We start from the raw sequence: 24,265 nt of genomic DNA, 5'->3' as shown, positions 1-24,265 counted from the left end.
GCCTGCTTTCACAAGTCAATTATTAAATTCCGGCCAGTTCCAGTACCTTTTCTATTGCTGCATTCAGTCCGTCAATGTTCTTTCCACCTGCTGTTGCAAAGTGAGGTTGGCCGCCGCCACCGCCTTGAATCAGTTTGGCAGCTTCTTTCACCAGGTTTCCGGCTTTCAATCCGCCGGCTACGAGGTTATCGCTCAACATTACCGTCAGCATCGGTTTTCCTTCATTGATCGTTCCGGCAACGAAACACAGGTTTTCTGTAATCTCGCCACGCAGTTGGAATGCAATATTCTTAATGCTTTCTGCAGGTATCGGAGCACAAATCTTAATTACCTTTATGCCGTGGATTTCCTGCATGTTTTTCAGCAATCTTTCCTTTATCTGTGCCTCTTTCTCCCTCATGAAGTCTTCCATCTGCTTCTTCAATCCGGCATTCTCTTCAATATACTTGCGGATGGTTCCGGCCAAGTCGGGGGCATTGTTGAAGAGCGCTTTCAGATCTTTCAGAGTATCTTCTATGGTGTCCATCAATTCCTCTACGCGTGCACCGGTGTAAGCTTCGATACGGCGTACGCCGGCAGCAACGGAACTTTCAGATACAATCTTTATCATACCTATGTTTCCGGTAGCAGCAACGTGTGTACCTCCACAGAACTCAACGGATGAACCGAACTGAATAACACGCACATGGTCGCCGTACTTTTCACCGAACAAGGCGATAGCACCCAGTTCTTTGGCATCTTCAATAGGAATATTGCGGTATTCCTTCAAAGGTATGTTGGCACGGATTTTTGCATTCACCAAATGTTCTACCTGGCGTATTTCTTCGTCCGTCACTTTCTGGAAGTGAGAGAAGTCGAAACGTAGTGAGTCGGGGGTTACTAAAGAACCCTTTTGCTCTACATGCTCGCCCAGTACTTCGCGGAGTGCAGAGTCCAGCAAGTGGGTAGCCGAGTGATTGGCTGCACAGGCAGCACGTTTTTCGGTATCTACGCAAGCCATCATCGGAGCTTCCGGATGTGCGGGCAATTTCTTGGTGATATGTATCGGAAGGTTATTTTCCTTCTTTGTATCAATTACTTCAATCGTTTCGAATTCGCTGACTAATACACCAGTATCACCTACCTGGCCACCGCTTTCGGCATAGAACGGGGTATAGTCCAGTACAATCTGATACAGTGTCTGGTTTTTCTGTTTTACTTGACGGTAACGAAGGATACTTGTTTCATATTCCGTATAGTCGTAACCTACAAATTCAGTAGTTCTTTCTTTCAGTGTAATCCAGTCACCAGTTTCTATGGCAGCGGCATTGCGGGCACGTTGCTTCTGCTGTTGCATCTCGGCATCGAATTCCTTGATGTCGGCAGTCATACCGTTTTCACGGAGAATCAGTTCCGTCAGGTCGAGCGGGAAACCGAAAGTATCATATAAGGTAAAGGCATCCTTACCGCTGATTTCTGTCTTTCCGGCAGCTTTGGCGTCAGCCATCGTCTTGTCCAGCAAGCGGATACCGGTTTCCAATGTGCGGAGGAAGGAGTCTTCTTCTTCTTTAATAACTTTGCTGATCAGTTCTCTCTGTGCTTCCAGTTCTGGATAAGCCTCACCCATGTTTTCAATCAGAACCGGGAGCAGTTTATACATGAATGCCTGTCTCTGTCCCAGGAATGTATAACCGTAACGAACTGCGCGGCGCAGGATACGGCGGATTACATAACCTGCCTTTGCATTCGAGGGCAACTGTCCGTCTGTAATAGAGAAAGCGATTGTACGGATATGGTCGGCAATCACACGCATGGCGATGTCTTGTTGGTTGTCTTTGCCATAGGCAGTGCCTGCCATATCAGCGATGGCTTTCAATATCGGCTGGAATACGTCCGTATCATAGTTTGAAGTCTTGCCTTGTAACGTGCGTACCAAGCGTTCAAAGCCCATACCCGTGTCGATAACTTTGGCGGGAAGTCCTTCCAGACTTCCATCGGCTTTACGGTTGAATTGCATGAACACGAGGTTCCAGATTTCAATAACCTGCGGATGATCCTTGTTCACCAATTGGCTACCCGGAACTTTGGCTTTCTCTTCTTCCGGACGTGAGTCTATATGTATCTCGGAACACGGACCACACGGACCTGTATCGCCCATCTCCCAGAAGTTATCATGCTTGTTACCGTTGAGGATATGATCTTTCGGAAGGTGTTGTTCCCAAAAGGCAGCAGCTTCATTGTCACGTTCCAATCCTTCTTCAGGGCTGCCCTCGAATACGGTGGCGTAAAGGTTCTTCGGATCTATCTTCAGAACCTCTACCAGATATTCCCATGCCCAGTCGATAGCCTCTTTCTTAAAGTAGTCGCCGAACGACCAGTTACCCAGCATCTCGAACATGGTGTGGTGGTACGTGTCGTGTCCCACTTCCTCCAGGTCATTATGTTTTCCGCTAACGCGCAGACATTTCTGCGAGTCCGCGACTCTTTTATATTTCGCAGGGTGGTTGCCCAAAATAATATCTTTAAACTGGTTCATCCCCGCATTGGTAAACATCAGTGTCGGGTCATCTTTAATTACCATCGGAGCCGAGGGCACTATCTGGTGGCCTTTGCTCTCGAAGAAACTCTTGAATGAGTTACGGATTTCATTTGCAGTCAACATATTCTTTTATTTATCTTAATCTGTTACTATCTTCTGTTCGCTATTATCTACTAACTACTTGCTACTTAGTATTAATATTCTTGAAAAAACTGTGCAAAGATAGCTTGTTTTTATTACTTTTGCCGTATTAATGAGCGAAATATTTCCAAAAGATGCGCAAAGTTTACTACATTTATAATCCACAGACGCAGACTTATGACCGTATTTACCCTACTGTCCGGCAACGGATGGTGAGTCTCCTGCGCCGTTTGTTTATCGGCATGGGCTTTGGGGCAGGTAGTTTTATAATTCTGCTGATTATTTTCGGTTCACCTTCGGAGAAAGAGTTGAGGAAGGAAAATAGCCAACTTTTAGCGCAGTATAATGTGCTTTCCCGTCGTCTGGATGAGGCAATGGGAGTGTTACAGGATGTGCAGCAGCGTGATGATAACCTGTATCGGGTTATATTTGCAGCTGACCCCATACCTTCGGCTATCCGCCAGGCTGGGTATGGCGGAACTAACCGTTATGAACACTTGATGGATATGGCAAACTCCGATCTGGTAGTGAATACAACTCAGAAGATGGATATGCTCAGCAAGCAACTTTATATCCAGTCGCGTTCCTTCGATGATGTGGTGGATATGTGTAAGAGCCATGACGAAATGTTGCGTTGTATCCCCGCCATCCAGCCTGTTTCCAATAAAGATCTTCGCAAAACAGCTTCCGGCTACGGAACGCGTATCGATCCTATCTACGGGACTACAAAATTCCATGCAGGTATGGATTTCTCGGCACCTTTGGGTACGGATGTTTATGCCACAGGAGATGGTACGGTGATACAGATGGGATGGCAAACCGGGTATGGTAACCGGATTGTGGTAGACCATGGATTTGGTTATCAGACCGTATACGCGCATTTGCGTGATTTCCGCACTAAAGTCGGAAAGAAGGTGGTACGCGGTGAAGTCATTGGCGGGGTAGGCAGTACAGGAAAGAGTACAGGTCCTCACTTGCATTATGAAGTTCATGTAAAAGGGCAGGTAGTCAATCCTGTCAACTATTACTTTATGGACTTGAGTGCTGAGGATTACGACCGGATGATACAGATTGCTGCCAACCACGGTAAAGTTCTCGATTAATAGCTATGGATAAAGACCTGAAATTATATTATTCCATCAGTGAGGTAGCCCAGATGTTCGATGTGAACGAGTCCTTGCTTCGTTTCTGGGAGAAAGAGTTTCCACAACTTTCTCCCAAAAAGGGAAGCCGTGGGGTGCGGCAATATCGCAAAGAGGATATTGAAACTGTGAAGCTGATCTATCATTTGGTGAAGGAACGGGGAATGACATTACCCGGTGCCCGCCAGCGAATGAAAGACAATAAAGAAAGCACTCTCCGTAACTTTGAAATTGTAGATCGCCTGAAAGCGATTCGTGAGGAGTTGATCAGTATGAAGAAAGCCCTTGACGGATTTACTTATGAACAGGTGGATGAACTGAAAAAAGATATTCAGCAGGGATAAGAAACTATTATAAATGAAAAGCGGATTGAAAACTACATGGCGTAGAATTCAATCCGCTTTTTAGTATAGAAACTGCTTTACCTAGAATTCGAAACCAAATTTGATTCCGATACCATTTATAGACTCACTATCATAGTAATAATAGCTGCCATAATAGTATTCGTAATCATATTCTTGATATGCGTATTCCAGTTTAAGATTCAGTGCCATCTTTTTAGCAAGAGCGAAGCGTACACCTACACCCAATGTAACAAAAGCCCCCTCTACATCACCAGCAGCGTAGCCACTTTTAATATCGGCAAACGGAGTAATCTTATTTTTGGTGAAATTGGCTCTGAAGCTGGCAAATATGGGAACAGAATACAAATCGGCATCTGTGTAACAATTCAATCCCATACCACCTCCAACAAACAGGTAATTATTAAACTGATAACCGTGTGTGGTTGATAAAGTAAATCTGTTAGCATCACAATCGCTCAGGTCGAAGATATAACCGGTTTCAACAAAACCCTTATAACCTCTCAAGGTACTGCTCTTTTTTCCGAAATCCTGGTGTCTATTCTTAGATGCACCTACCTCTTTTGTGATTTTCTCAACTTCATTCATTGGATAGGCAAAGATACTTCCGTCAGCAGTTTGTATTTTCAGCGAACTGTTGGGTATTTGCTCAATGATAATACCGCGGATAATACTTCCGTTTTTCAGATAAACAACTTCAGTGTAATTTTGTGCTGCACAGTGAAGGCTGATGCCTACCAATAAGGTAAATAATAATAGTAATTTTTTCATCGTCTTTTGTTTTTAGTATATTGTTGTTTTATAGATTGTTTATAACTTTATAAATAGAACCAGCCCAATAATTGCGTAATCCAAAACCTCTTGCTTTACCACCTGTAGCCCAATCTTGTATTATTTCTTTCGTATCCGTATTGAAGAATACTACCTGATAAGAGCCGTATGCCTCTGCTTTGTTCAATAATTTAGCAATGATAACCAGTCCAATACCCGGTTTGTTTTGTGTGGGAAGTGCTTTCACAATTTGTTTAATCTGCTCTTCGCTCAACGTATAGTTTGTATCAGTCGTCATCAATTTTTGTGGATTGATTGCTCCATTTACCTGATTGACAGCATCGAGTGAGATTTCATTAACTCTTACTTTTAACTTCTTGCTAACATCATATTTCTTGGTTTCAGTGATAAATAATTGGTTAATTCTATCAAATGCCACCTTAAATTCTGCCGGGGTTTCTGCTGCGCCAAATACTTTAGCTGCCGAATAGTCCACTCCATAGAAATTGAGACTTTCGGCTTCTTTAAGGAAGTTCTTGTTTTGTCCGAAACAAATCATGCTTGTTGCAAGGAACAGAAGGGTGAATAACTTTTTCATACAATTAATAATTTAGAATCAGTACTCAGTTTATTATTTTTGTCAAAATTAGAAATTAGTTACCGTAAATCAAAGAATTTAATGCTTTTTCTACTCATCGGAGGCATTTGTATCTGGGAGATATATTCTGCCGGTTCAAATCGGATAGTAGGGGCTACCCGTATTTTAGAGCGGAATAAATCTTTAATTTCTTTGGCAAAGCTTTCGCTGTTCTCGTCACTGCCAATCCGAATCAGTATCTCGTCTGTACCTAATTTGTTGGTGTACACCTCAACAACATAGTTTTTTACTCGGGGAATATCATCTAATATGTCGAATAATGCAGGTGGATACAGAGTTGTTCCTTTGTATTTTATCATTTGTCCTTTTCGTCCCAGCACAGAACTTAACCGGATGGTGTTTCTGCCACATACACAAGGTTCCGTATATTGGTAACAGATATCTCCGGTTTTGAAACGAAGCAGAGGCATACCTTCCACCCCTAATGTGGTAATGGTTACTTCTCCCGGTTCTCCTTCTTTCACCGGAAGGTTCTTGTCATCCAGAAACTCTACAATGATAAGCTCGGGTTGCAGGTGTCCGCCATGGAATTCAGAACATTCGGTGAAGGATGATTGCATTTCTGTAGAGGCATAAGTGGAATAGAGTTGGAGTGACGGCCACTTTTCGCTGATACGCTGTCCAAGGGTGTTCAATGTAAAGTCGGGGTTACGCAGTGCTTCACCGATACATACACACTTCTTCATAGAACAGGTGTTATGATCAATCTGATTTTTTTCGGCAAACTCTATCAATTTAATAAGGAATGAAGGAACGACCATGCCGCAGGTAGGATGAATACGATGAATGGTATCCCATTGCAGTTCCGGTATACCGTTGCCTACACGGGCTACTCCCATTCCGAGCTCTCTGGCTCCCAAGTAGTACGCCAGCCCTGCCATGAAGCGGCGGTCTATGGTGGTCATCAGTTGAAGTATATCGTGTCGGCTGCATCCGGCGGTGTTGAAGGACAGATACTCGTTGTATGCCAGACGGTCCAGGTCTTTGGAGGTCAGTACAAAAGTAACCGGATCTCCTAAAGTGCCGGAAGTGGTGACATAGTCGATAATACCATCCGGGTCTACACAGATGAATTCACTATTATGTAGTTGCAGGTCTGTTTTGGTGGTAACGGGAATTTGTTGGAGATCTTCTATCTTCTTGATTCGGGTGATGTCTATGGAATGTTCTTTGAACATTTGCTGATAGAAGCGGGAATGTGCCTGCAAGTAAGCCAAGGTTTCAGTGAGTCTGGCTTCCTGATACAATTTAATCTCTTCGGGAGAGCGAAACTGTATGTCTGAATTCTTTTCCATATTATTGGTTTTTATTGATTTTTTGTTGGATTCGTACTTTTTCAGCTTGTTTGGGTATGGGCATTGTTAGTGCTTTCTGCCAATAGGTTATGGCTGTATCAATTTGTTGTATTGCAGCATAATAATCTCCCAATACTTCGTAAACGTAATAGAGCGAAGGATTGGATGCCTCATAAAGATTCAGAACCTTTGTTTCTATTGTTTCTTTCCGCTGGGTCTTTTCCCGGATGAGCTTCGTTAGCTGTTTATAAGCCATAAACTGTTTATAGTTTGCTTGCTTGATAAAGTTGTCCTCCGGAATAGTCAGACTCAAAGTGGCGATTTCGTGATGGAAATCTACAGCATCGCTGAATATTTTGTTTAGATCGTATGCCATATACTTGCCGCATTGCCAGGGAGAAGTGGATACATACATGATCTGTTTCTCCGGTAGGAAAATAACAGAGTGATGGGCTATGAGTTGATTGATAGCCATTTCATTACCCATGCCCAAATCAATATTGTCCAATCCTTTTTGGTTGCGGAGTATGGAAGCAGCTTTCATTGGATCGATAGGCTTATTCTCTTTCAACAGTTCTTGCAGGCGGGCAAAACGATAGGGACTATCGGAAGTCGCAATGTTTTCCTGGTTGCATTCATCGTTGCGGAAAGTATCTGATTGATAATGGTTGGTACAAATAATCTGATTACCGCTACTTGTAAAAAGTGCCGTCTTCTCCGGTGACTTTTCAATGATAGCGGCTCTGCCATCCTGTGCAGAACCGATCAGTATGGATTCGGAAACAAATGTTTTTCGCTTCAAAGCGATGGCATAAGCTTCATCAATTGTTGAGGCATATTGCAGTATTTCTCTGGTCAGGATAGAGATGGGAGTGGCGGAAGCAGTCGGCATATCCGATTTTGCAGCATTGATAGTCACCGTGAGTCCGGTTTCATTCATACCCGAAAGTACACCGATCATACCCGGCCAACCCACGGATGCAAATTTATAGCCTTGCTCGGGCTGATAAAAAGATACCAGTTTGTTGTGTGCAAACTTATCCCCCATGTAAAAATCAAAATTGCGTCCGATGATGAGGGAGGAGTCGGCACTGTTTTCTCCCCAGGTGGCAAAGGAACTGCAACCTACCAACATGTAATCTTGCATGGCATGTCCCAGATCGTGAGCCGAATGATAATTGAGCTGGCGCTCGTAGGGAGTACCGATAAAGTCGTACTCATGGGTACAGGAGAGCGAAATGCCATAAATTTCATCTCTGAATTCTTCCGGGACATTCTCTCCTAAATTACGGTTAAAAAGTACGATGAAGAAGCGGAGAAACTTAAGATAATTGTCAGAAGGTACGATTTCGCGTATCTGGTCAACAAAGACTTTCTCCTGATAATATAGTAAATCAGAAGAAAGTTTGCCTATGACCTCACCGCGCTGGAATGCGTCACCACTCACCTTCAATTCCCACAGGCCACTGTTGCTTTGCCGCAGATAATTGCCCGCATATTCCCGAAGACTATCTGTCTGTACCAATTCTCCGTTGGCTTTTGGGGTGTAGTCGGGAGTCAGCATATCCGCAGAGAAATAGAGAATGCTAACAAAGAGGATGATGGCAAAGAGAAGTATTCCTATGCCACATGCCGTATATTTAATTGTTTTCTTTAATATCTTATGCATGGCCTATTCGTTTAGCTAAATATTCATGTCCGAGTAATTCGCCACAAGTGATGATGGAGGTTAATGTAACTCCTAAAGCACCGTGGACATTTAGATTCTGTCCCGTGAGAAATAAGTTTCCCAGTTTGGTTCGGGTGGAAACAAAACCTATTTGCGGACATTTGTAATCTTTGATAATTCCATAGGCAGAACCGTCGCAAGTACCTGTAAAGTCTCTGTAGCTAAGTGGAGTAGTGGTATACATAGTCTCGATGTGATCGGTAAAATCGATCCCGTGACTCTTGATGAACTCCAACAATTGCCTGGCTTTTTCCATTTTGAAGGTTTTATAGTCTTCACCTCGTTGTTCGGGAAGTGTATTTTGCCAGGCGGACAGTTCGTCTATATACATGGGAGTCAGAATGGAAATGACGTCCGCATAATCACTGTTGCGGGAAGATGCTTGTGTGGAGATCATGCAATTGGTGGTATATCCCATATTGACTTTCTTATCATACCATACATCATTGTCTCCATGCAGATAGAGATTCTGATTCAGATATGGATAACTTTTCTCTTTCATGATCAGATAGAGAGTGAAAATGCCGTATGTGTTTTCTAAAGAATTAATACGGGAGATATAGGCATTTTTGATACAGCGGGTTTTGTCCAGCAAGGTTAATGTTTGTTTGGGGTGTACGTTAGAGATGATGTATTTGCTTTCTATCCGTTCTGCACGGTTTATCTCTACCCCTGCTGCCTGGTTGTTCTCTACAATGATACGGGTGACTTCACTGTTGTTCAAAACTGTTCCGCCATGAGTGCGTATTACATTTATCATTTCAGAGGCCACTTGCATACTTCCGTCAATGAACCGATAGGCTCCTTGTATGTAGGAGTTGTTAATCATGGCGTGTTCATAGAAGTTGGAATGTTCTCTTAAACCACCATACAGAAGTGCCGAGCCGGCCAATACCGATTGCAAATCAGGATTAGTGGTAATCTTATCTATCATTCCTGCTGCTGAGGTATTGAAGAACTTCATTCCTTCAGTAGAAATAATACCTTTCTTCAGATTGTCCACACTGATCAGATTGCCTACTTCTTTCAGTAACGTTGTATATTGCCGGAGATTTTCTTTTTCGTGAGGAAATGATTGGCAAAGGGTATCGATAAAACGTTCGTATCCCATTGCGTAATCATATACACGATTCTTATAGAAAATCTTATCAAAAGCATTTTCATCCAGTTTCCGGACTTTGAGGTGATCCATGATTCCTACATACCGGAAAAACTGATTCATGACTTGTCCTTCGTCCAGACTACCTATATAATGAATTCCTGTATCCAACAAATGTCCTTTCCGGCGATAGGTCTGAAAGCATCCTCCAAACAGTTCGTTCTTTTCGAGCACACATACGTTATACCCTTCTTTACTAAGTATGGCTCCACATTCAAGGCCACCTAACCCGCTTCCAATGATGATGATGTCATACTTACTCATGGCAATTGTTTTTTAAGTATATAGATGGTATTTGATGTATATTTATCGTTGCGGATAGTCTTTACTTCCATTCCACACTCCTGGGCTATGCTCTGAATTTGAGCTTCGGAAGTGAAGCAGAGCTCATCCGTAGTGCGGTTGAACTTGACAACTTGGGTAGAGAGAACTTCCGTGAGGCGGGTTAGCCGATGTTTATGGGTCTCAGCGGAATTTCCATCACGTACGATAATCATTCCTTCAGGACGAAGAAGATTGGCACATTTCACTAACAAGTCATGTTGATGTTCATAATTCATGTAATGCAATACGTCATTCAGGATGAAGACGTCACTTTCCGGGAACTCATAAACCGATGCGTCAGCATGTTCAAAGCGAAGGTTTTCTCCACGAAGCCAACCGTGTTGAGCTATAGCTATTTTATCTTCGTCATAATCGATTCCTAATATTTGCCTTTCTTTGGATATCATAGACAGCATATAACACAGAGGACCCAGACCACAACCGATATCCGTAATCTGTCCTTTCATCGGAATCAGTTGATTGAATAATTGGTAATTGTGTTCCATCTTTACTTTGATACGGATGTACCACTCGATGACAGGACTTTTATAGATATAGTTCAGTACCAACGCCTCATAAAATGCCGGATTCGCCGGTGTATTCTTTTCCAGGCAAATACGTGCATATTCTTCTTTCATATAGGAAGAGATGCGCTTGGTACGTTCCTGATAGGTAGTTCCGAATGAATCATCGTTATAAAGTATGCGAGGCAATATTTTAGAGTAAATAATGCCTTTGCGGACATAGAAAGGTTGTGCCTTGGCTATAATCTCTCCATTGCCGTATAGCAGAATAGGAATAATATCCAATTGCAGAGTTTCTGATAAATAGAAAGCACCTTTATGAAAACGTTTCATCTTGCCGTCATAGGTTCGGGTACCTTCGGGGAAAATGGCAATGGAGTATCCTTCTCTTACTTTTTCCCGCATCCGTTCCACACAAAGTTCATATCCTTCGTCTACATGGAAGAAGCCTGCATATTGAATGATTTTTCCAAATACCGGAGAGTTCCATACCCAGTGATTGGTTATCATGATAATCTTCGGGGAAAAAGATAATAACTCCAGGATATCAATGAAAGACTGGTGATTGGCTATTATGATAGCCGGCTTTTTGAATGTCTCATTGGTTACGTTGATGTGTTCTTTACGTACAAATGTTGCCACTACCAATATACCTTTGCAAGTAATGTTGATAATCCGGCAAACAAGCTGCTGCTTATAACTGCGGCGTACCGGAATGAGGTATAATAAGAAAATGAAAATTCTCAGAATGATGCATCCTGTAACGAAGAGCATGAAAAGGATGATTGTGCGGAGTAAGCCTATCAAGGTATACGGGGGCAATCCCTTAGCAGCCGGTTTAGCAATAAAGAACTGGAAAATAATAGGTTGTATGGTATAGGCTACTAATACCACCGCAGCCATTCCAAGGATGGAAATCAGTGAAATGGATTGCAGGGCGGGATGTTTGGCAAATACTAAAGTTCCCATTCCCACAACGGCTGTGAATGCAGAGAAGAAAATAGCTGTCTTATGGGAATTCAGGATCGCTTTTCCTGTCCGGTATTTGTTTTGGAGTCCAGCCATGATGAAGATACTGAAGTCGTCTCCGATACCGAAAATGAAAGTAGAGAGGATAATATTGATAATGTTGAATTCGATACCCAGAATCCCCATCAGGCCCAAAATAATGGTCCAGCTGATAAGCATAGGCAGGAAACTGATCAGGGTTAATTCTATACGCCCGTACGAAATCAATAGAGCCAGGAATATAAGGAACGAAGAAATATAAAGTATCAGGTAAAAGTCGTTATGGATGGTAGAGACCCATTGATTAGTGAAATAACTCCGGTCGAAGACTACAACATCCGTATTATCCTTGAATTGTTGATAGACTTCTTCCTTATTATCATCAGTGATGCGTACCTGGGTAATGAGCATCGTGATGGAGTCAGCACTTGTTTGCCATTCGTTTAGTAGGGTAGTGGCGATACTATTTGTATCGTCCTGATAATTATAGGGCTGGAATGGATGTTCTAACCATTGGTAAAATGCATTGAAACTACCTTCCCGGAAGTGATAGGTACGGGCAGCGTCTTCTATGTATTTGCGAATAGTTGATATCTTTCCCGACTCTCCCCAATACTGGTTCCATTGTTCCAGACGCTTTTGCTGTTCTTCCGGTGAAATTAAGAATTGCTCGGCAGATGCATATGCTTTAATAAGCCCTTGCTCTTTAAAAGTGGATAAGTGCTGATTGGTATTTGCATAGCTTTCGAGTGCTTCCGTCATGTTCTTACCTACACTGACAAAAAGTACGGTTTTCTCTTGGGCATTGAAAAGCTGTTCCAGTCTAGCCTCTGCTTGTTTTAAGTGCTGAGGTTCATAGTTGAGGCTCATCATGTCTTCGTTAAACTTGACTTTCTGTGAAGTAAATAAGCCGATGAGGGTAATAATAACGATACCACCTACTAACCATTTGTTCTTTTCATAAGGATAGGCATTGATTTTTTCAATAAAGCGTAAGACCCTGCCTTGCTTCACATCTGCTTGTCCTTTTAGGAAGTGTGGAAGGTAAATAAGACAGAAAAGAGTAGTACCAATAAGTGCCAGAGAAGCAAACAAACCGAAATCGCGTAGCAATTCGGAAGTGGTAAAAGTAAGTCCGAAGAATGCACCTATTGTAGTAAAGCTGCCTACTGTAAGCGGATAAGTTATTTCTTTAATCAATTGCTGGACAGTAGAAACATGATTTTGATGGGCCAGCATGTGTATGGAGTAACTCAGCGCAATACCCAGAATAGCAGATCCGGCACCTACGGCAATTGCAGAAATATATCCCTGAATAAAGTAGATCAGGCATAAAGCGAACAATCCCCCGAATAAAACGGGAGTGACAATGAGAGGGATTGATTTCTTGTGCTTAAACACCAGCGAGATGAAAACAATGATAATCAGCAGTGCGATCGAAGAAGTAATAATGGTATCTTTTTTAATCTGTCGCGCATTATAGACACTGACAGAGGGACCTCCAAAGTAAGATACGTGAATGGAAGGATACTCGTTCTGAACCTGTTGCAACTCATTTTCAAGTATTCGGATCAGATTTTCATTCTCACCGGTACTTCCTGTTCCGAATACCGGAGTCATAAACATCAGCAATGTATTTCCGTCCTTCGAAAAGATGTGTCCGTTGTTGATTTCATAATTGGTTTCCAACTGAAAATCCTGCAAATGCTTTAAGACGTTGTTCCCAAGTCCTAACGGATCTCTTTGTATATAACCTCTCAATGCTATACCTGCGGGAGAAATAAGGTTGGTATAGTTCTTTCGCATCATGGCTTCTATTCCTTCCTGCGTTAAGAGTGAGTCGAAGTGCTGATAGTCTTTTTCCGTCAGGAACAGCGGAAGGTTTTCATAAACAAAATCTGTTGCTTTTTCAATGGTTGTTTCATCTACTTCCGAAAAGATATCTTTAATCCAGGTTTGGTTAGACTCTTCTAATAAGTTTTGTTTCAGTTGGTCTCCGGCCTCTATCATTAAATCCGGAGTTACTGTAGAGTCGGCAGGAGAGATTAAGATGATAATCTTATCCTTTATTTTTAGGTTATCAAATACTTTGGTGATGTTCTGGCTGTTTTTCGTATCAGGAAAGAAACGGGTCACATTCTCTTCAAACCTGACTTGCCAGGCGAAGTACCCCATAAAAAGGACACAAACACAGAGTGACAAATAGAAGAGAACTTTGTGTCTTTGAAAATAATTATATAGTCTGATAAAGAACTGAGTCATGTTGTTTTCGGCCTTCTGTATATAGTGAGCAGGCTGATCGTTATAATACCTGCCAATATACTACAAGCGGTTGCAAAGATAACACTTCCAATTAAATATTGCTCTAAAACCGATTTCACATTTTCCAATGAAATATTGGTAAGATGAAGTTCAACCGGTCTGTTCAGTACTTTACACCCTGTCAGGTAACTGCCATATAATAGGAAAGGAATCATGGGAGGAATACTGATATTAGCTGCTACAATGGCTATTACTTTGTTGAGTTTAAGCACATGAGCCAAAAATAAAGTGGCAAGCATCTGGTATCCCCAAATCGGGACTATTCCCATAAATACACCTAACATAATGGCATAGGTAATTTTCAGATTCGATTCTTCGGACTGTGTAATGTGAGTCCGGAAGAATTTCCGGCAATTACTCCAGGTTAGTTTCCGGAAGAAGTTACGCGGATAAATCCAGAGGAAAGTAATGAACACTAAGAAGGTATTCAATATACTGATGCGGGTGAAATCCCGGAAAGGACGGAAGTGTGAGACACGTTCTTCCTGGGGCGGATAATAGACATGTATGGGTATATTGCGGACTGTAGTTCCTCCCCATACTGCAAATACTAGTGCTTCAAGTTCAAATTCATATTTAGCGGTATAGTAGAATCTCTGCACATTGATTTTATGTAATGGATAGAGCCGGTAACCCGATTGGGTATCCTGAAGCTTTACTCCGGTTTCAAGTTTAAACCAGAAGTTGGAGAACTTATTGGCGAAAGTATTCTTGCCAGGCATATTGTCCGAAGTCAGATTGCGGGCACCTACCAACAACGTATCCGGTTCTTTTTCTATTTCTTCCATGAAAATAGGAATATCCGAAGCAAAATGCTGTCCATCGGAATCTATAGTGATGGCATATCGGTAGCCGGCTGCTTTGGCCTGTTTTAATCCGTTCTTTAAGGCAGTTCCTTTTCCTTTATTGGTAGGATGGGTGATGATATGCAGGTTCGGATAGTTTTCCAGAAGAGTAGGGGTGCTATCGGTAGAGCCGTCATTGACAACGATGATATTTTCTACATAAAAGAGTACATCTTCAATTACGGTAGTCAGCGTCTTTTCATTATTGTAGGTAGGTATAATAACTACAATACCAAGTTGCCTAGCTTTCTCATGCCATAGTTCCTCGCTACGTTCTTCCATGTTTATTTGCCGATTAGTTGTGCTTTTAATTTGATACAGATATCTTTTGAAGATGCTCCTTCAGCCAGAATATGGAATGTATCCGTTTCGTTATTCTTGATAGTTAATGAGAGCTTTAATTCCGGTGTTTCATTCGGATTTATAACAGAAAGAAACTTGCATGATGCTATCTGCTTGTATTGCAGGGGAGCTTGCTGTATTTTTTCTATGCACTCTTTTATTATTTGCAGCATACAAACGCCCGGAACTACGGGTTGTTGTGGAAAGTGTCCGTTATAAATAGCATGTTGTGGGTTGAGCATGACTTGCACTACCCAGTCTGTTTCATTGATATGCTCAGAGTGCGTGACTTTATAGAAATTGGGAAGAAGTTCAGCCATATTAGTTTGGGTTTTCTTTTAATTTGTCCAACTGTATACTTAGTCGCAACCAGGGATGTTTGATTTTTATCTGTTCGGGATGTCCAGAGTTGAACTCCGATAGATAGAATACTGTTCTTCCGAATCCCCTGCCTGTGACTCTTTTTTCAAAGGTACCGCTTTTCTTTTTGATGCGGATATTCTTTCCACTTAAAAATAGATTCTTGAAGTCTGTTTCCAGTAATAGCAGCATTTTCTTTTTCTTCATGGGCTCTATGCAACTGTTGACTTGAAATTCATTTTCCCGAAGTGAAAAATCAAAAAGACTGAGTCCAAAGTAAGTAGATGCCAATATTCTTATTTCATTATCCGGCAATTTCCGTACAATTAATAAACCGCTGAAGTGATGCTTCATGAAGTCTAACTGCATATTGTATTTTTGCGAATATTCTTCAGCGCAAATGATAGGTGTCACATGAGATGTGGCATCTCCTGCTATTGTTTTTGAGGAACCGCAGGAAGTGAATAGATACAGAATAAAGATCAGATTAGCGAATAGAAAACTTTGTTTCATCTTTCAAAGCATTAAATCTCTTGTTGTAGAACTCATATTCCGTATAATTGGTGGCTGTTTCGGAAAGACGCAATTTGTAAACCGACATATCTTTCTTATCCAGGTATATTTCAATTTCCGAAATGTAGGCTTGTATGGCTTTATTGACCGGCTTAATCTTCACTATATAATAGGAATCATTTTCAAAATATTCCAGTTTGTAGTCGGAAGACATTTTTGAGAGATCGCCTATCATGCAAGCTGTGAGCATATCTTGCATTTGATTCATCATCTTATTGGCGGTTAGGCTCATAACGCTCTTTTTACCGTCCGATACAATTTTAAGCCGGGAGTCGTTTATAACTATTAGGTAGTTGATGGGTTGGGCGTACTCCATACGTATTTTGCCGCTCTTTTGATAATAGAACTTTCCTTTGGAGGTTACTTTCTCATCCAGAATATCCAAATACTTCACTTGTGTAAAGTCACTTTCAATGGACTGCATGGTTTGTGCTTCCTTTGCCAGACGGTTTTCAAAATCCTGGGTATGGATTAGCTTCTTCATTGTCTGGGCATGGGTATAGGAAATGCCCAATATCATTGATAATGTTATTAGTATGGTTCTCATAATGCTTTTACAACATGCTGTCCAGACGGACAACTGTATATCCCTGTTCTTTAATTAAGTTAAGTATCTCTTTTAATAACAGGTCACTGTCCGGCATCCGATCGTGTAGAAGGATGATAGAACCGGGGCGTAACCTTTTCTGAATACGCTTCAAAACCTTCTCTTTGGAAGGTTGCAGTGTATCGAGTGTTCTGATATTCCAGCCAACAGGAGTGTATCCCAATATGCGGACAGCTTTTGCTATAGTAGGATTTGTGACTCCAAACGGTGAGCGGAATAACTTGATTTTCTGCGAAGTTACTCGTTCTAATGCAAACTGGCAAGCTTGCAAGTCTTTTTTCATCCGCGACAGACTGTACAAGGGAAAATGATTGGTATGGGTAAAGGAATGATTACCAATCAGATGTCCTTCGTTGATGATTTGTCGGATCAACTCTTCATTCTCTTGTACTTTGTGACCGATGCAGAAGAAACAAGCCGGTATTTGTTGTTCTTTGAGTACTTGTAATACTTTGGGGGTTTGTACCGGGTCCGGTCCATCATCAAAGGTGATAGCTACAATTTTATCTTCAGTCTGTTTCTTGCAAAATACCTTGAGATAGATGTTAGAACGGATGTTGCAAGATGCGTAGACGAGAAAGATAATCAGTAATGTGATCAGGATTTCTACTATCATTGTCTTTTCCGGATTAAAATAAGTGAATGGTTAATGGAGTGATAATGATTATATATCAGAACTGTCCGTCCCGGATTTAGATTCTCTTCAAAAGTTTTAGCCACTTTCCATAAAGCAAAGGAAGATGCCGTAGGATATTCACCACATTCATTCTTAAAGATGCTGCATGTTGCTGTGGGGAACAAGTCGTTTTCTAAATCAGTATACAGGGTATCTTCTTTTGAGTTTCCATTCTTACCGGTAACAAACCAATCGATTTGTCCGGCAGTTAATCGGTTGCTTTGCAAAAAGCAATGAACCTTTTCGGCTACTTCCTGCGTACTGTTCGCATGAATAAAAGTCGATATACCGGCAAGTTCTGCTAATGTGGATTCGGTGGCTTCTCGTCCCAGCAGGAAGAACTGGGCACCTTCGCCTGCTTGTATGCCTCTTAGTAGTCCCAGACGTTGTTGTATGGCGTGGCTGTTAGGGGTGATTTCATCAATAGCTCCTACAAGGACATTTTCATCACCTTCCCAGATTCTCATCATACCGTCCAATAGTGCACTTTCGAAACTCAATCCCCGGTGTACATACGTCATGTTGTAAGCATGTATCTGGCGGAGTAATGCTATTTGAGCTCCGATGGTATTGAAGGTTGACTGGATAAAGGGGGTTGGGTTCAGTAGTTGTTCTTTATTCTCAATGATTGTATTCAGAAACTTCTCTGTATCTGCCAGGCATCCGAGTCCGGTTGCAGTGATGATCGCATGTACTTTTTCGGAAGGTAGGGTACTGATACATTCCAATCCGCAGGCAACTCCCATTTTGATGATCCGGCTCATACGCCTCCGTAGTGCGGCATTTGTGATAATACTCTTGTAATCCGGTTCGTTGGCGGATAAATAAAGGGATTCTCCGGAAGCAGTATCCGCGTGAATAGTAGCAATATGATTGATATAGACAGGTAGCATCATCTCTCTTTTAATGTGGAAAACAGGATCGAAGAATCATTTCCACCGAATCCAAATGAATTCGATAGTACATTACGAATGGGTAGTCCCTCGCGGAATGAGGTTTCGGGCATCAACATGTTTTCTTCTATAGGTTCTTTGAAGTTCAGATTGGGATAGATGAAACCATGATATACGGAGAGAACAGAATAAACCGCTTCAATTCCTTCCGAAGCCCCTAATGTATGACCGATAAACGCTTTGACAGAACTGAACGGAGGAATTTTATCATCAAAAATCCGTCGGATAGCAAGTCCTTCTGAAAGATCATTACTTGGAGTTCCTGTGCCATGTACATTGATATAATCAATCTCTTCGGGAAAAATTTCACTTTTAGCTATGGCTTCTGTCATGGACCAGAATGGTCCGTTTCCTTCGGGTGAACTGCCGGTCTGATGAAAAGCTTCATTCACATTCGAATATCCGCTTAATAAGCAATAAGGCTCTTTCCGGAGTAATTTCTCTGATTGAAGGACAATATATCCGGCTCCTTCTCCTAAGTTGAGGCCTGCACGGGATGCGTCAAAAGGACGGCAGTGTTCCTTATCCAAAATCATAAGTGAATTGAAACCGTTGAGGGTAAACTTGCACAAGGCGTCCGTACCTCCTACAATGGCAGCGTCCAGTTGGCCATTCCTGATCATGCGGGCTCCTAACATGATAGCATTAGCTGCTGATGAACAGGCTGTACTGATAGTGGTTACAAAGTCATTTACTTTCAGATAATCCGCTATCATTTCAGTACTTGCACCGCAGTCATGAGAGATGACTTCCCGTAATCTTCCTTTTCTATTGTCCTTTTTAAAGGCATTGTAGAAATGTTCACTCAAATCCATACCACCTACAGAGGTGGAAGAAATGAGACCTACACGCAAAGTATTCAAATCTAACCGGGCGTCATCGACTGCTTCCCGGGCAGCTAACATGCCTAATAAGGCTGTTCGTGAAAACGTTTTTTGTATATCTAAAGAGAGTAACTGTTTTAGTTCTTCATTGCTGTATTTTACCTCTGATACGGGTACATCCAGTTCCGTAGGGAAAAGAGTGACTTTCCCCATACCATGCTGATGTTTCCTGAGTGAAGCTATATTTTCTGCAACACCCAGACCGATACCTGAAACAACACCTAAACCGGTTACATATATCTTCATTATTTCTGATTTTCAGAGATATAGTTAGCTAATGTACGTATTGAGTAGAAAATCTGTTTCCCTTCTGCAGGATTCTTTATTTTGATTCCATAGTTACGCTCTAAAATAAGAATAATTTCAAGTGCGTCAATAGAATCAAGTCCTAAACCACCGTCACCAAACAGAGGCTCATTGGGATTGATCTCTTCGGGTGTGACTTCTTCAAGATTCAGTTCTTCTATTAATTCTCTTTTTAGTTTTTCTATTAATTCTTCCATATCAATGTTGTACTTCTATTAGTTTGAAATCAGCTTTATACTCTTCCATTAAAAGGTTGCACCATCCGGTGATGCAAGCTTTTAAATTACCTTTCTTCATTACAATTTGTGCATATTCTTTCAATTTGTCCGCATCGAATTCTTTTTCTATAAAGAAAGTATTTTCTCCTTGTATTTTATGACGGATACATATCTCACCAGCTACAACGTTAGGCAGAGTGTATACAAATACCGTCGGACTGGCTGCATGGTCACCTTCCTGATTGATAATCATCTGATGACGAATATCCGTATTCAGTGAGGCGGCAGCATTAACCAGCAATATCCCTATTTCTTCCGGTTGAAAGTTTTTCTCCTTCAACAGATATTCAACAGCAGTATATCCCAGTTTGCAAAGGTCGTCCATTTTGTAGAATTTCATGTTACTTCCACCTGTATTTTTATATGCTTCGCGGATAAATTGTGCAAAGTTTGAGGCAGATGATGAAAAAACGGTTTCTCCATTCATACTTAAACAGCTATTCTCAATGGAAACAGTTGCGGTCGTATGAACTGTCACCGGTGATTGCACGCTTGAGGGCTGTTTCTGATATGCAGGAAGTGTCAATACGATAGCAGCATTACAACCTCCGAAACCGGATGCTGTTTTGATACAATGCTTCATGGGTATTTCCTGATGGTCAGCTTGCACCAGAATAGGCATGCTGACACCGGGCTTTTCATAGCCTAATGTACCGAATAGTACGTTTTCCTTTAGTTCGTGAATACAGATAATAGATTCAATCACTCCCGATGCCCCTAAAGTATGACCGAAATAAGATTTCAAACTATGAACCGGAACGGTTTCCAATCCGGCTAAATGAATAGCTTTCGATTCCATTTCATCGTTATAGACAGTAGCCGTTCCATGTGTGTTCATGAAACTAACGTCTTCGGCAAGGACTGCAGCTTCTTCCATAGCCTGCCGTATGGCGAGGTAAAGTCCGTCTCCTGTGCGTGACGGGCCTGAAATATGATTGGCATCGTTACTAATGGCTCCTCCGGACAGGATGATATCCGTATCGTTTCCTTCCGAACTCAGCAGGATAGCACCACAAGCCTCTCCTAAATTGAGTCCGTCTCTCCGGGCATCATAAGGGCAGCATCTTTCGGAACTGATGGATCTGAAAGATAGAAATCCGCTGGTAATGAAGTGGGAGAGGATATCACCTCCCGCTACTATGACTTTTTTGTATCTGCCGGATTCGATCCATCGCTTTGCCACAATCAGAGCGGATACTCCTGATATGCAGGCATTAGAAATGACTTCTACCCGGTTGTCGGCCTGAAAATATTCGCTTATTCTTCTTCCCATTTCCCATAGATGAACTCTGATATCAGGGGTGTCGGGATGATTGGCCAACAGGTCGATATTACCTTTAGTGGTGGATAGGATGAGGCCACAATCTTCATCCGCCAGATTCATTTCGGAATGGGACAGAATATCTTGAATGGCTAGTATGAATAGTTGTTCCAGGCGTGTGTACGTACCCAAATTCTTTGCTCTTTCCCATTGTTCCGGTTTAATAGTGGCAGCTAATATAGAAGTATCAGATATGATTCCTGCTTCATGCCTGGTGATCCCGCTCTGATATTCCCGGATTGCTTTTATATTCTCCCGGGTATTTGCTCCTAAAGAACTGATCAGAGTATCTGCTGTGATATATACAGTTATAGGATGTTCCATTTCTTTTTCCACTCCTGATAAAAGGCCGGAGTTGCTAACTCCAGCTCCCTGTTAGTATTTAGAAAAACCTGAGTTGTACTTCCGGTGGCAACGATATTATTGTCTGTAGCCCGATATAGTACATATTCGAATTTAATCTTGGCAGCTTCACAAGAAATGTATCGGGTTTCAATGATAACTTCTTCACCGAAGGATAAGGATTGCTTAAATTGGCAATTTAATTCAACGATGGGTACCATATATCCTTCACTGTAGATATCCATATATCCTAAGCCATAATGCTTTCCGAAAGACTCCCTTCCATCCTCAAAATAGCGTACATATTCACCATGCCATACGATTTGCATGGAGTCTATTTCACTGAAACGTACCTTTATTGTGGTGCGGTCAATGAGTGCAGGCGTATGTAGATTCGTTTTTTGCCTCATTTCTTATCTAAAAATATTTTCATCCGGCATTCTGCAATCACTCCTTCCGTAGTACTTACACAGGCAGATACTAAAGTAATATCGAATACCTCCTGAATAAGCGTAATTTCAGTGAATAATTCCTGCCCTGTCTCCGGCAAACGATGAAGGGTTAATTTATCTACCGAACCGATAAAGCCTAAGGGCACCGGTTCATTTTTCTGTAAATAGATATATCCGATCCGTGCCGCCGCCGATTGGGCTATGTGTTCAACAAGACCTGCTTCCTGCAATTTGCCTTCCTGGCAAAAGATATTATCGTCAGTGACTGTGAGACCTGAATAGGAACAATTATCTTCAATGCCACAGAATGAATCTACCATAACGATTGGCGGTCGTTGTGGTATCAGGTTCAGGATTCCTTCACCGGATATGATAGGAGCTCTTTTCATTTCAGCTTACATTTTACAATACTGTGTCCCAATCCCAGGTTATCATATATTTCCTCTATTTCCAACCCTGATTCTTGAATGCATCGTGCCATATCGTCGGAGTGATACATTTTGCTGTTACCATTTGCCATAGCAGTAAAGTATATACTGATCTGTGTCAGGCAGTAGGCAGCAGTTTCGAATTTTTGTCGGTCCCAGAATGTTTCCATAATGTAGAGTCGCCCTTCTGTAGACATGGACTGAGCAGCTCGTGAGAGTATACTGATAACTTCTTTCTCAGAAAAGCAATCTAGAAACTGACTCATCCAGATCGCATCAAAACCTTTCGGGAAAGGTACATTTTCATCGAGAAGATTTACACCATGTCCATGAATACGCTCGTGACCGGAAATATTTTCTGTCTTTTGTTTCATCATTTCCAGTTGTTGGGGTAAATCCATAATGGTAACTTCTACTTTCTCGTTGTATTGCACACATTTAGTAGCCCATCTACCTGTATTGCCTCCTACATCGAGCAGAGTCCGGGGAGAGTGGCTGAATACGATTTCGAGTGCCTGGTCGAAAGAATTGTCTGAATAAAAATGGTCGAAGCCGAACCAGCTTTTCTGCACTTGCTCGGGTAAACTGGATAATCCTTCGTAAATCGTGGGCCAGTTTCCCAATTCTTTCAAACCTTCGGGGCGACCATTTAGCAATGCTTCCTCCAGATGGAACAGACCTTTGTAGTTGACGTCCTGATTAAAATCCATGTTCACTTGTGCCATCTCATCATTCAACAGGAACCATCCGGCCTTTGCCAGTATATATTGATCGTCTTTTACCAATACAGTACCTATGGTGAGTGAGGCTTCCAGTAAAACTTGTGTGGCATACTTTGACAATCCGGTGTTCTGGCTGATCTGTTCCAGTGACAGACCTTCCCGGTTGTCGGAAAGCAAACGGAAAATACCGAATTTCAGCATCAGGCGTGAAACTTGGAATACAATGGGACCAAAAGCGATTTCTTGTGCCAACCTCTGTGCTTGCACAGCAGTGAATCGTTCTTTGGTATATCTCTTTTGTAGAGAAGGAAATAGTTTCATTTTGTTGATTTTAGTTTATTCAAGCGACTTCCAGAAAGGATAATAGTTGAACCATTGTTCGGGATACTGGCTGATTACTTTTTCCAGAGCGTTCACATATTGTTCTAATAGTAATTGCTCTGCCTTTTTCTCTTTTGAGCCGGATACCTTTTCTGCCAGTATAAAATGAAAATGATAGGTTTGCTTAGCCTCTCTCATTGCAAAATAGAAAACTACAGGAACTTTCATCCGTGATGCCAATAGGAAAGGGCCGATTGGAAAACAAGCTTCGTGTCCCATAAATTTACAGGTCAGCAGTTTGTCTGCATTCAGATAACGGTCTCCCTGAAAACAGACGTATTCTTTATGATCCAGTGCTTCTGTAATTTTGAATATATGTGCCAGATTATCTTTGTTGACTGGTATAATCTTGTAAGGTTGCTGCTGTCCGTTCTTCTTCAGTATTTCTTTAATCTTTTGATGTTCGGCATCGTACATCACCACATTCATCTTCTTACTGTAGTCATTGAAAAAAGGTGTTCCGATTTCCCAGTTGCCAACGTGTGCACCGATCATGATTACTCCCTGATCTCCATCCAATACATTTAGAAACTCCTGATAGTGGTTGAACTTGAAATGATACTTGTCGATCATTCCATTTCCAATGGCTACCTTGTCTATGAGTATCTGTCCCAAACGATAATAGTTATTCAGCAATAGCCCCATCGATTGTATGCGGTTCCGTCTTAAGATACGGCGGGCATATTGCCAGATACTCTTTGTTGCTTTAGGAGCGAAAGGGATAAAATAAAGAACGATCAGAGACAGAAAACCATAAGCAGTCTTTACTCCACAATATCTGATCATATAAATGAAAAACAGGTATCCGGATACGCCGCCACGGGTTTTACCTTTCCACATCT

Annotated in this window: 22 protein-coding genes; 2 read left to right on the top strand and 20 right to left on the bottom strand. The window is 41.8% G+C overall.

Annotated elements, in window-relative coordinates:
- Nucleotides 1-22 precede the first annotated feature (22 nt).
- Nucleotides 23-2,641, bottom strand: a complete 2,619-nt coding sequence (alaS, locus tag BACINT_RS21250; RefSeq protein WP_007667141.1) for an alanine--tRNA ligase — start codon at nt 2,639-2,641, stop codon at nt 23-25.
- A 152-nt stretch (nt 2,642-2,793) separates the two neighbouring features.
- Between alaS and BACINT_RS21245 the strand changes: the two genes are divergently transcribed.
- Together BACINT_RS21245 and BACINT_RS21240 are read left to right on the top strand one after the other, a co-directional pair.
- Nucleotides 2,794-3,762: a M23 family metallopeptidase gene (locus BACINT_RS21245; protein ID WP_044155152.1), complete on the top strand. Its 969-nt coding sequence runs from the start codon at nt 2,794-2,796 to the stop codon at nt 3,760-3,762.
- Nucleotides 3,763-3,767: 5 nt separating this feature from the next.
- A complete protein-coding gene (locus tag BACINT_RS21240; RefSeq protein ID WP_007667139.1) occupies nt 3,768-4,145 on the top strand; it encodes a MerR family transcriptional regulator in 378 nt (125 codons plus the stop codon).
- A gap of 81 nt (nt 4,146-4,226) precedes the next feature.
- Here the strand turns inward: BACINT_RS21240 and BACINT_RS21235 are convergent, their stop codons facing one another.
- The 19 genes from BACINT_RS21235 to BACINT_RS21145 are packed head-to-tail and all read right to left on the bottom strand — an operon-like array spanning nt 4,227 to nt 24,263.
- On the bottom strand, nt 4,227-4,934 hold the full coding sequence (locus tag BACINT_RS21235) for a DUF481 domain-containing protein (protein ID WP_007667138.1): 708 nt from the start codon (nt 4,932-4,934) through the stop codon (nt 4,227-4,229).
- A 28-nt stretch (nt 4,935-4,962) separates the two neighbouring features.
- A complete protein-coding gene (locus BACINT_RS21230) occupies nt 4,963-5,532 on the bottom strand; it encodes a hypothetical protein (RefSeq protein ID WP_007667136.1) in 570 nt (189 codons plus the stop codon).
- A gap of 59 nt (nt 5,533-5,591) precedes the next feature.
- Nucleotides 5,592-6,887, bottom strand: a complete 1,296-nt coding sequence (locus tag BACINT_RS21225; protein ID WP_007667134.1) for a phenylacetate--CoA ligase family protein — start codon at nt 6,885-6,887, stop codon at nt 5,592-5,594.
- 1 nt (nt 6,888) lies between these two features.
- Entirely contained in the window at nt 6,889-8,556 is a 1,668-nt protein-coding gene (locus BACINT_RS21220; protein WP_007667133.1) for a C45 family autoproteolytic acyltransferase/hydolase, read from the bottom strand.
- A complete protein-coding gene (locus tag BACINT_RS21215; protein ID WP_007667131.1) occupies nt 8,549-10,039 on the bottom strand; it encodes a phytoene desaturase family protein in 1,491 nt (496 codons plus the stop codon). The genes BACINT_RS21220 and BACINT_RS21215 overlap by 8 nt, the downstream gene beginning before the upstream one ends.
- Nucleotides 10,036-13,893, bottom strand: coding sequence for a trifunctional MMPL family transporter/lysophospholipid acyltransferase/class I SAM-dependent methyltransferase (locus tag BACINT_RS21210; protein ID WP_007667129.1), 3,858 nt, complete (start codon nt 13,891-13,893; stop codon nt 10,036-10,038). Before BACINT_RS21210 ends, BACINT_RS21215 begins: the two co-directional genes overlap by 4 nt.
- Nucleotides 13,890-15,080: a DUF2062 domain-containing protein gene (locus BACINT_RS21205; protein WP_007667127.1), complete on the bottom strand. Its 1,191-nt coding sequence runs from the start codon at nt 15,078-15,080 to the stop codon at nt 13,890-13,892. The genes BACINT_RS21210 and BACINT_RS21205 overlap by 4 nt, the downstream gene beginning before the upstream one ends.
- A gap of 2 nt (nt 15,081-15,082) precedes the next feature.
- Nucleotides 15,083-15,460: an ApeI family dehydratase gene (locus BACINT_RS21200; RefSeq protein WP_007667125.1), complete on the bottom strand. Its 378-nt coding sequence runs from the start codon at nt 15,458-15,460 to the stop codon at nt 15,083-15,085.
- Nucleotide 15,461: 1 nt separating this feature from the next.
- Complete coding sequence (locus tag BACINT_RS21195) at nt 15,462-16,013, bottom strand: hypothetical protein (protein WP_007667124.1); 552 nt, start codon at nt 16,011-16,013, stop codon at nt 15,462-15,464.
- Complete coding sequence (locus tag BACINT_RS21190) at nt 15,988-16,620, bottom strand: LolA family protein (RefSeq protein ID WP_044155151.1); 633 nt, start codon at nt 16,618-16,620, stop codon at nt 15,988-15,990. Before BACINT_RS21190 ends, BACINT_RS21195 begins: the two co-directional genes overlap by 26 nt.
- 7 nt (nt 16,621-16,627) lie before the next feature.
- Complete coding sequence (locus tag BACINT_RS21185; RefSeq protein WP_007667122.1) at nt 16,628-17,296, bottom strand: polysaccharide deacetylase family protein; 669 nt, start codon at nt 17,294-17,296, stop codon at nt 16,628-16,630.
- A complete protein-coding gene (locus BACINT_RS21180) occupies nt 17,293-18,249 on the bottom strand; it encodes a beta-ketoacyl synthase chain length factor (protein ID WP_044155408.1) in 957 nt (318 codons plus the stop codon). The genes BACINT_RS21185 and BACINT_RS21180 overlap by 4 nt, the downstream gene beginning before the upstream one ends.
- Nucleotides 18,249-19,439 carry a beta-ketoacyl-[acyl-carrier-protein] synthase family protein gene (locus tag BACINT_RS21175; RefSeq protein ID WP_007667120.1) on the bottom strand — a complete coding sequence of 397 codons (1,191 nt, stop codon included), beginning with the start codon at nt 19,437-19,439 and terminating at the stop codon, nt 18,249-18,251. The genes BACINT_RS21180 and BACINT_RS21175 overlap by 1 nt, the downstream gene beginning before the upstream one ends.
- Nucleotides 19,439-19,696: a phosphopantetheine-binding protein gene (locus BACINT_RS21170; protein WP_007667115.1), complete on the bottom strand. Its 258-nt coding sequence runs from the start codon at nt 19,694-19,696 to the stop codon at nt 19,439-19,441. Before BACINT_RS21170 ends, BACINT_RS21175 begins: the two co-directional genes overlap by 1 nt.
- 1 nt (nt 19,697) lies before the next feature.
- A complete protein-coding gene (locus BACINT_RS21165; protein ID WP_007667114.1) occupies nt 19,698-21,422 on the bottom strand; it encodes a beta-ketoacyl synthase N-terminal-like domain-containing protein in 1,725 nt (574 codons plus the stop codon).
- Entirely contained in the window at nt 21,407-21,850 is a 444-nt protein-coding gene (locus BACINT_RS21160; protein WP_007215125.1) for an acyl-CoA thioesterase, read from the bottom strand. Before BACINT_RS21160 ends, BACINT_RS21165 begins: the two co-directional genes overlap by 16 nt.
- Entirely contained in the window at nt 21,847-22,281 is a 435-nt protein-coding gene (locus BACINT_RS21155) for a hypothetical protein (RefSeq protein WP_007667111.1), read from the bottom strand. The genes BACINT_RS21160 and BACINT_RS21155 overlap by 4 nt, the downstream gene beginning before the upstream one ends.
- On the bottom strand, nt 22,278-23,363 hold the full coding sequence (locus tag BACINT_RS21150; protein ID WP_007667108.1) for a methyltransferase: 1,086 nt from the start codon (nt 23,361-23,363) through the stop codon (nt 22,278-22,280). Before BACINT_RS21150 ends, BACINT_RS21155 begins: the two co-directional genes overlap by 4 nt.
- A gap of 15 nt (nt 23,364-23,378) precedes the next feature.
- Nucleotides 23,379-24,263, bottom strand: a complete 885-nt coding sequence (locus BACINT_RS21145; RefSeq protein ID WP_007667107.1) for an LpxL/LpxP family acyltransferase — start codon at nt 24,261-24,263, stop codon at nt 23,379-23,381.
- Nucleotides 24,264-24,265 lie beyond the last annotated feature (2 nt).

The organism is Bacteroides intestinalis DSM 17393 (assembly GCF_000172175.1).
Taxonomy (GTDB): Bacteria; Bacteroidota; Bacteroidia; order Bacteroidales; family Bacteroidaceae; genus Bacteroides; species Bacteroides intestinalis.
Note: the sequence above shows the minus strand (reverse complement) of the source record. Positions and strands in the feature narration are given on the sequence as shown.

What these genes read in the sequence shown, in the direction of transcription:
- BACINT_RS21165 (WP_007667114.1), bottom strand. Translation starts at nt 21,422, where the DNA reads ATGGAACATCCTATAACTGTATATATCACAGCAGATACTCTGATCAGT.
- BACINT_RS21195 (WP_007667124.1), bottom strand. Translation starts at nt 16,013, where the DNA reads ATGAAACAAAGTTTTCTATTCGCTAATCTGATCTTTATTCTGTATCTA.
- BACINT_RS21185 (WP_007667122.1), bottom strand. Translation starts at nt 17,296, where the DNA reads ATGATAGTAGAAATCCTGATCACATTACTGATTATCTTTCTCGTCTAC.
- BACINT_RS21225 (WP_007667134.1), bottom strand. Translation starts at nt 6,887, where the DNA reads ATGGAAAAGAATTCAGACATACAGTTTCGCTCTCCCGAAGAGATTAAA.
- BACINT_RS21150 (WP_007667108.1), bottom strand. Translation starts at nt 23,363, where the DNA reads ATGAAACTATTTCCTTCTCTACAAAAGAGATATACCAAAGAACGATTC.
- BACINT_RS21230 (WP_007667136.1), bottom strand. Translation starts at nt 5,532, where the DNA reads ATGAAAAAGTTATTCACCCTTCTGTTCCTTGCAACAAGCATGATTTGT.
- BACINT_RS21245 (WP_044155152.1), top strand. Translation starts at nt 2,794, where the DNA reads ATGCGCAAAGTTTACTACATTTATAATCCACAGACGCAGACTTATGAC.
- BACINT_RS21210 (WP_007667129.1), bottom strand. Translation starts at nt 13,893, where the DNA reads ATGACTCAGTTCTTTATCAGACTATATAATTATTTTCAAAGACACAAA.
- alaS (WP_007667141.1), bottom strand. Translation starts at nt 2,641, where the DNA reads ATGTTGACTGCAAATGAAATCCGTAACTCATTCAAGAGTTTCTTCGAG.
- BACINT_RS21160 (WP_007215125.1), bottom strand. Translation starts at nt 21,850, where the DNA reads ATGAGGCAAAAAACGAATCTACATACGCCTGCACTCATTGACCGCACC.
- BACINT_RS21175 (WP_007667120.1), bottom strand. Translation starts at nt 19,439, where the DNA reads ATGAAGATATATGTAACCGGTTTAGGTGTTGTTTCAGGTATCGGTCTG.
- BACINT_RS21220 (WP_007667133.1), bottom strand. Translation starts at nt 8,556, where the DNA reads ATGCATAAGATATTAAAGAAAACAATTAAATATACGGCATGTGGCATA.
- BACINT_RS21215 (WP_007667131.1), bottom strand. Translation starts at nt 10,039, where the DNA reads ATGAGTAAGTATGACATCATCATCATTGGAAGCGGGTTAGGTGGCCTT.
- BACINT_RS21180 (WP_044155408.1), bottom strand. Translation starts at nt 18,249, where the DNA reads ATGCTACCTGTCTATATCAATCATATTGCTACTATTCACGCGGATACT.
- BACINT_RS21190 (WP_044155151.1), bottom strand. Translation starts at nt 16,620, where the DNA reads ATGAGAACCATACTAATAACATTATCAATGATATTGGGCATTTCCTAT.
- BACINT_RS21170 (WP_007667115.1), bottom strand. Translation starts at nt 19,696, where the DNA reads ATGGAAGAATTAATAGAAAAACTAAAAAGAGAATTAATAGAAGAACTG.
- BACINT_RS21205 (WP_007667127.1), bottom strand. Translation starts at nt 15,080, where the DNA reads ATGGAAGAACGTAGCGAGGAACTATGGCATGAGAAAGCTAGGCAACTT.
- BACINT_RS21240 (WP_007667139.1), top strand. Translation starts at nt 3,768, where the DNA reads ATGGATAAAGACCTGAAATTATATTATTCCATCAGTGAGGTAGCCCAG.
- BACINT_RS21200 (WP_007667125.1), bottom strand. Translation starts at nt 15,460, where the DNA reads ATGGCTGAACTTCTTCCCAATTTCTATAAAGTCACGCACTCTGAGCAT.
- BACINT_RS21145 (WP_007667107.1), bottom strand. Translation starts at nt 24,263, where the DNA reads ATGTGGAAAGGTAAAACCCGTGGCGGCGTATCCGGATACCTGTTTTTC.
- BACINT_RS21235 (WP_007667138.1), bottom strand. Translation starts at nt 4,934, where the DNA reads ATGAAAAAATTACTATTATTATTTACCTTATTGGTAGGCATCAGCCTT.
- BACINT_RS21155 (WP_007667111.1), bottom strand. Translation starts at nt 22,281, where the DNA reads ATGAAAAGAGCTCCTATCATATCCGGTGAAGGAATCCTGAACCTGATA.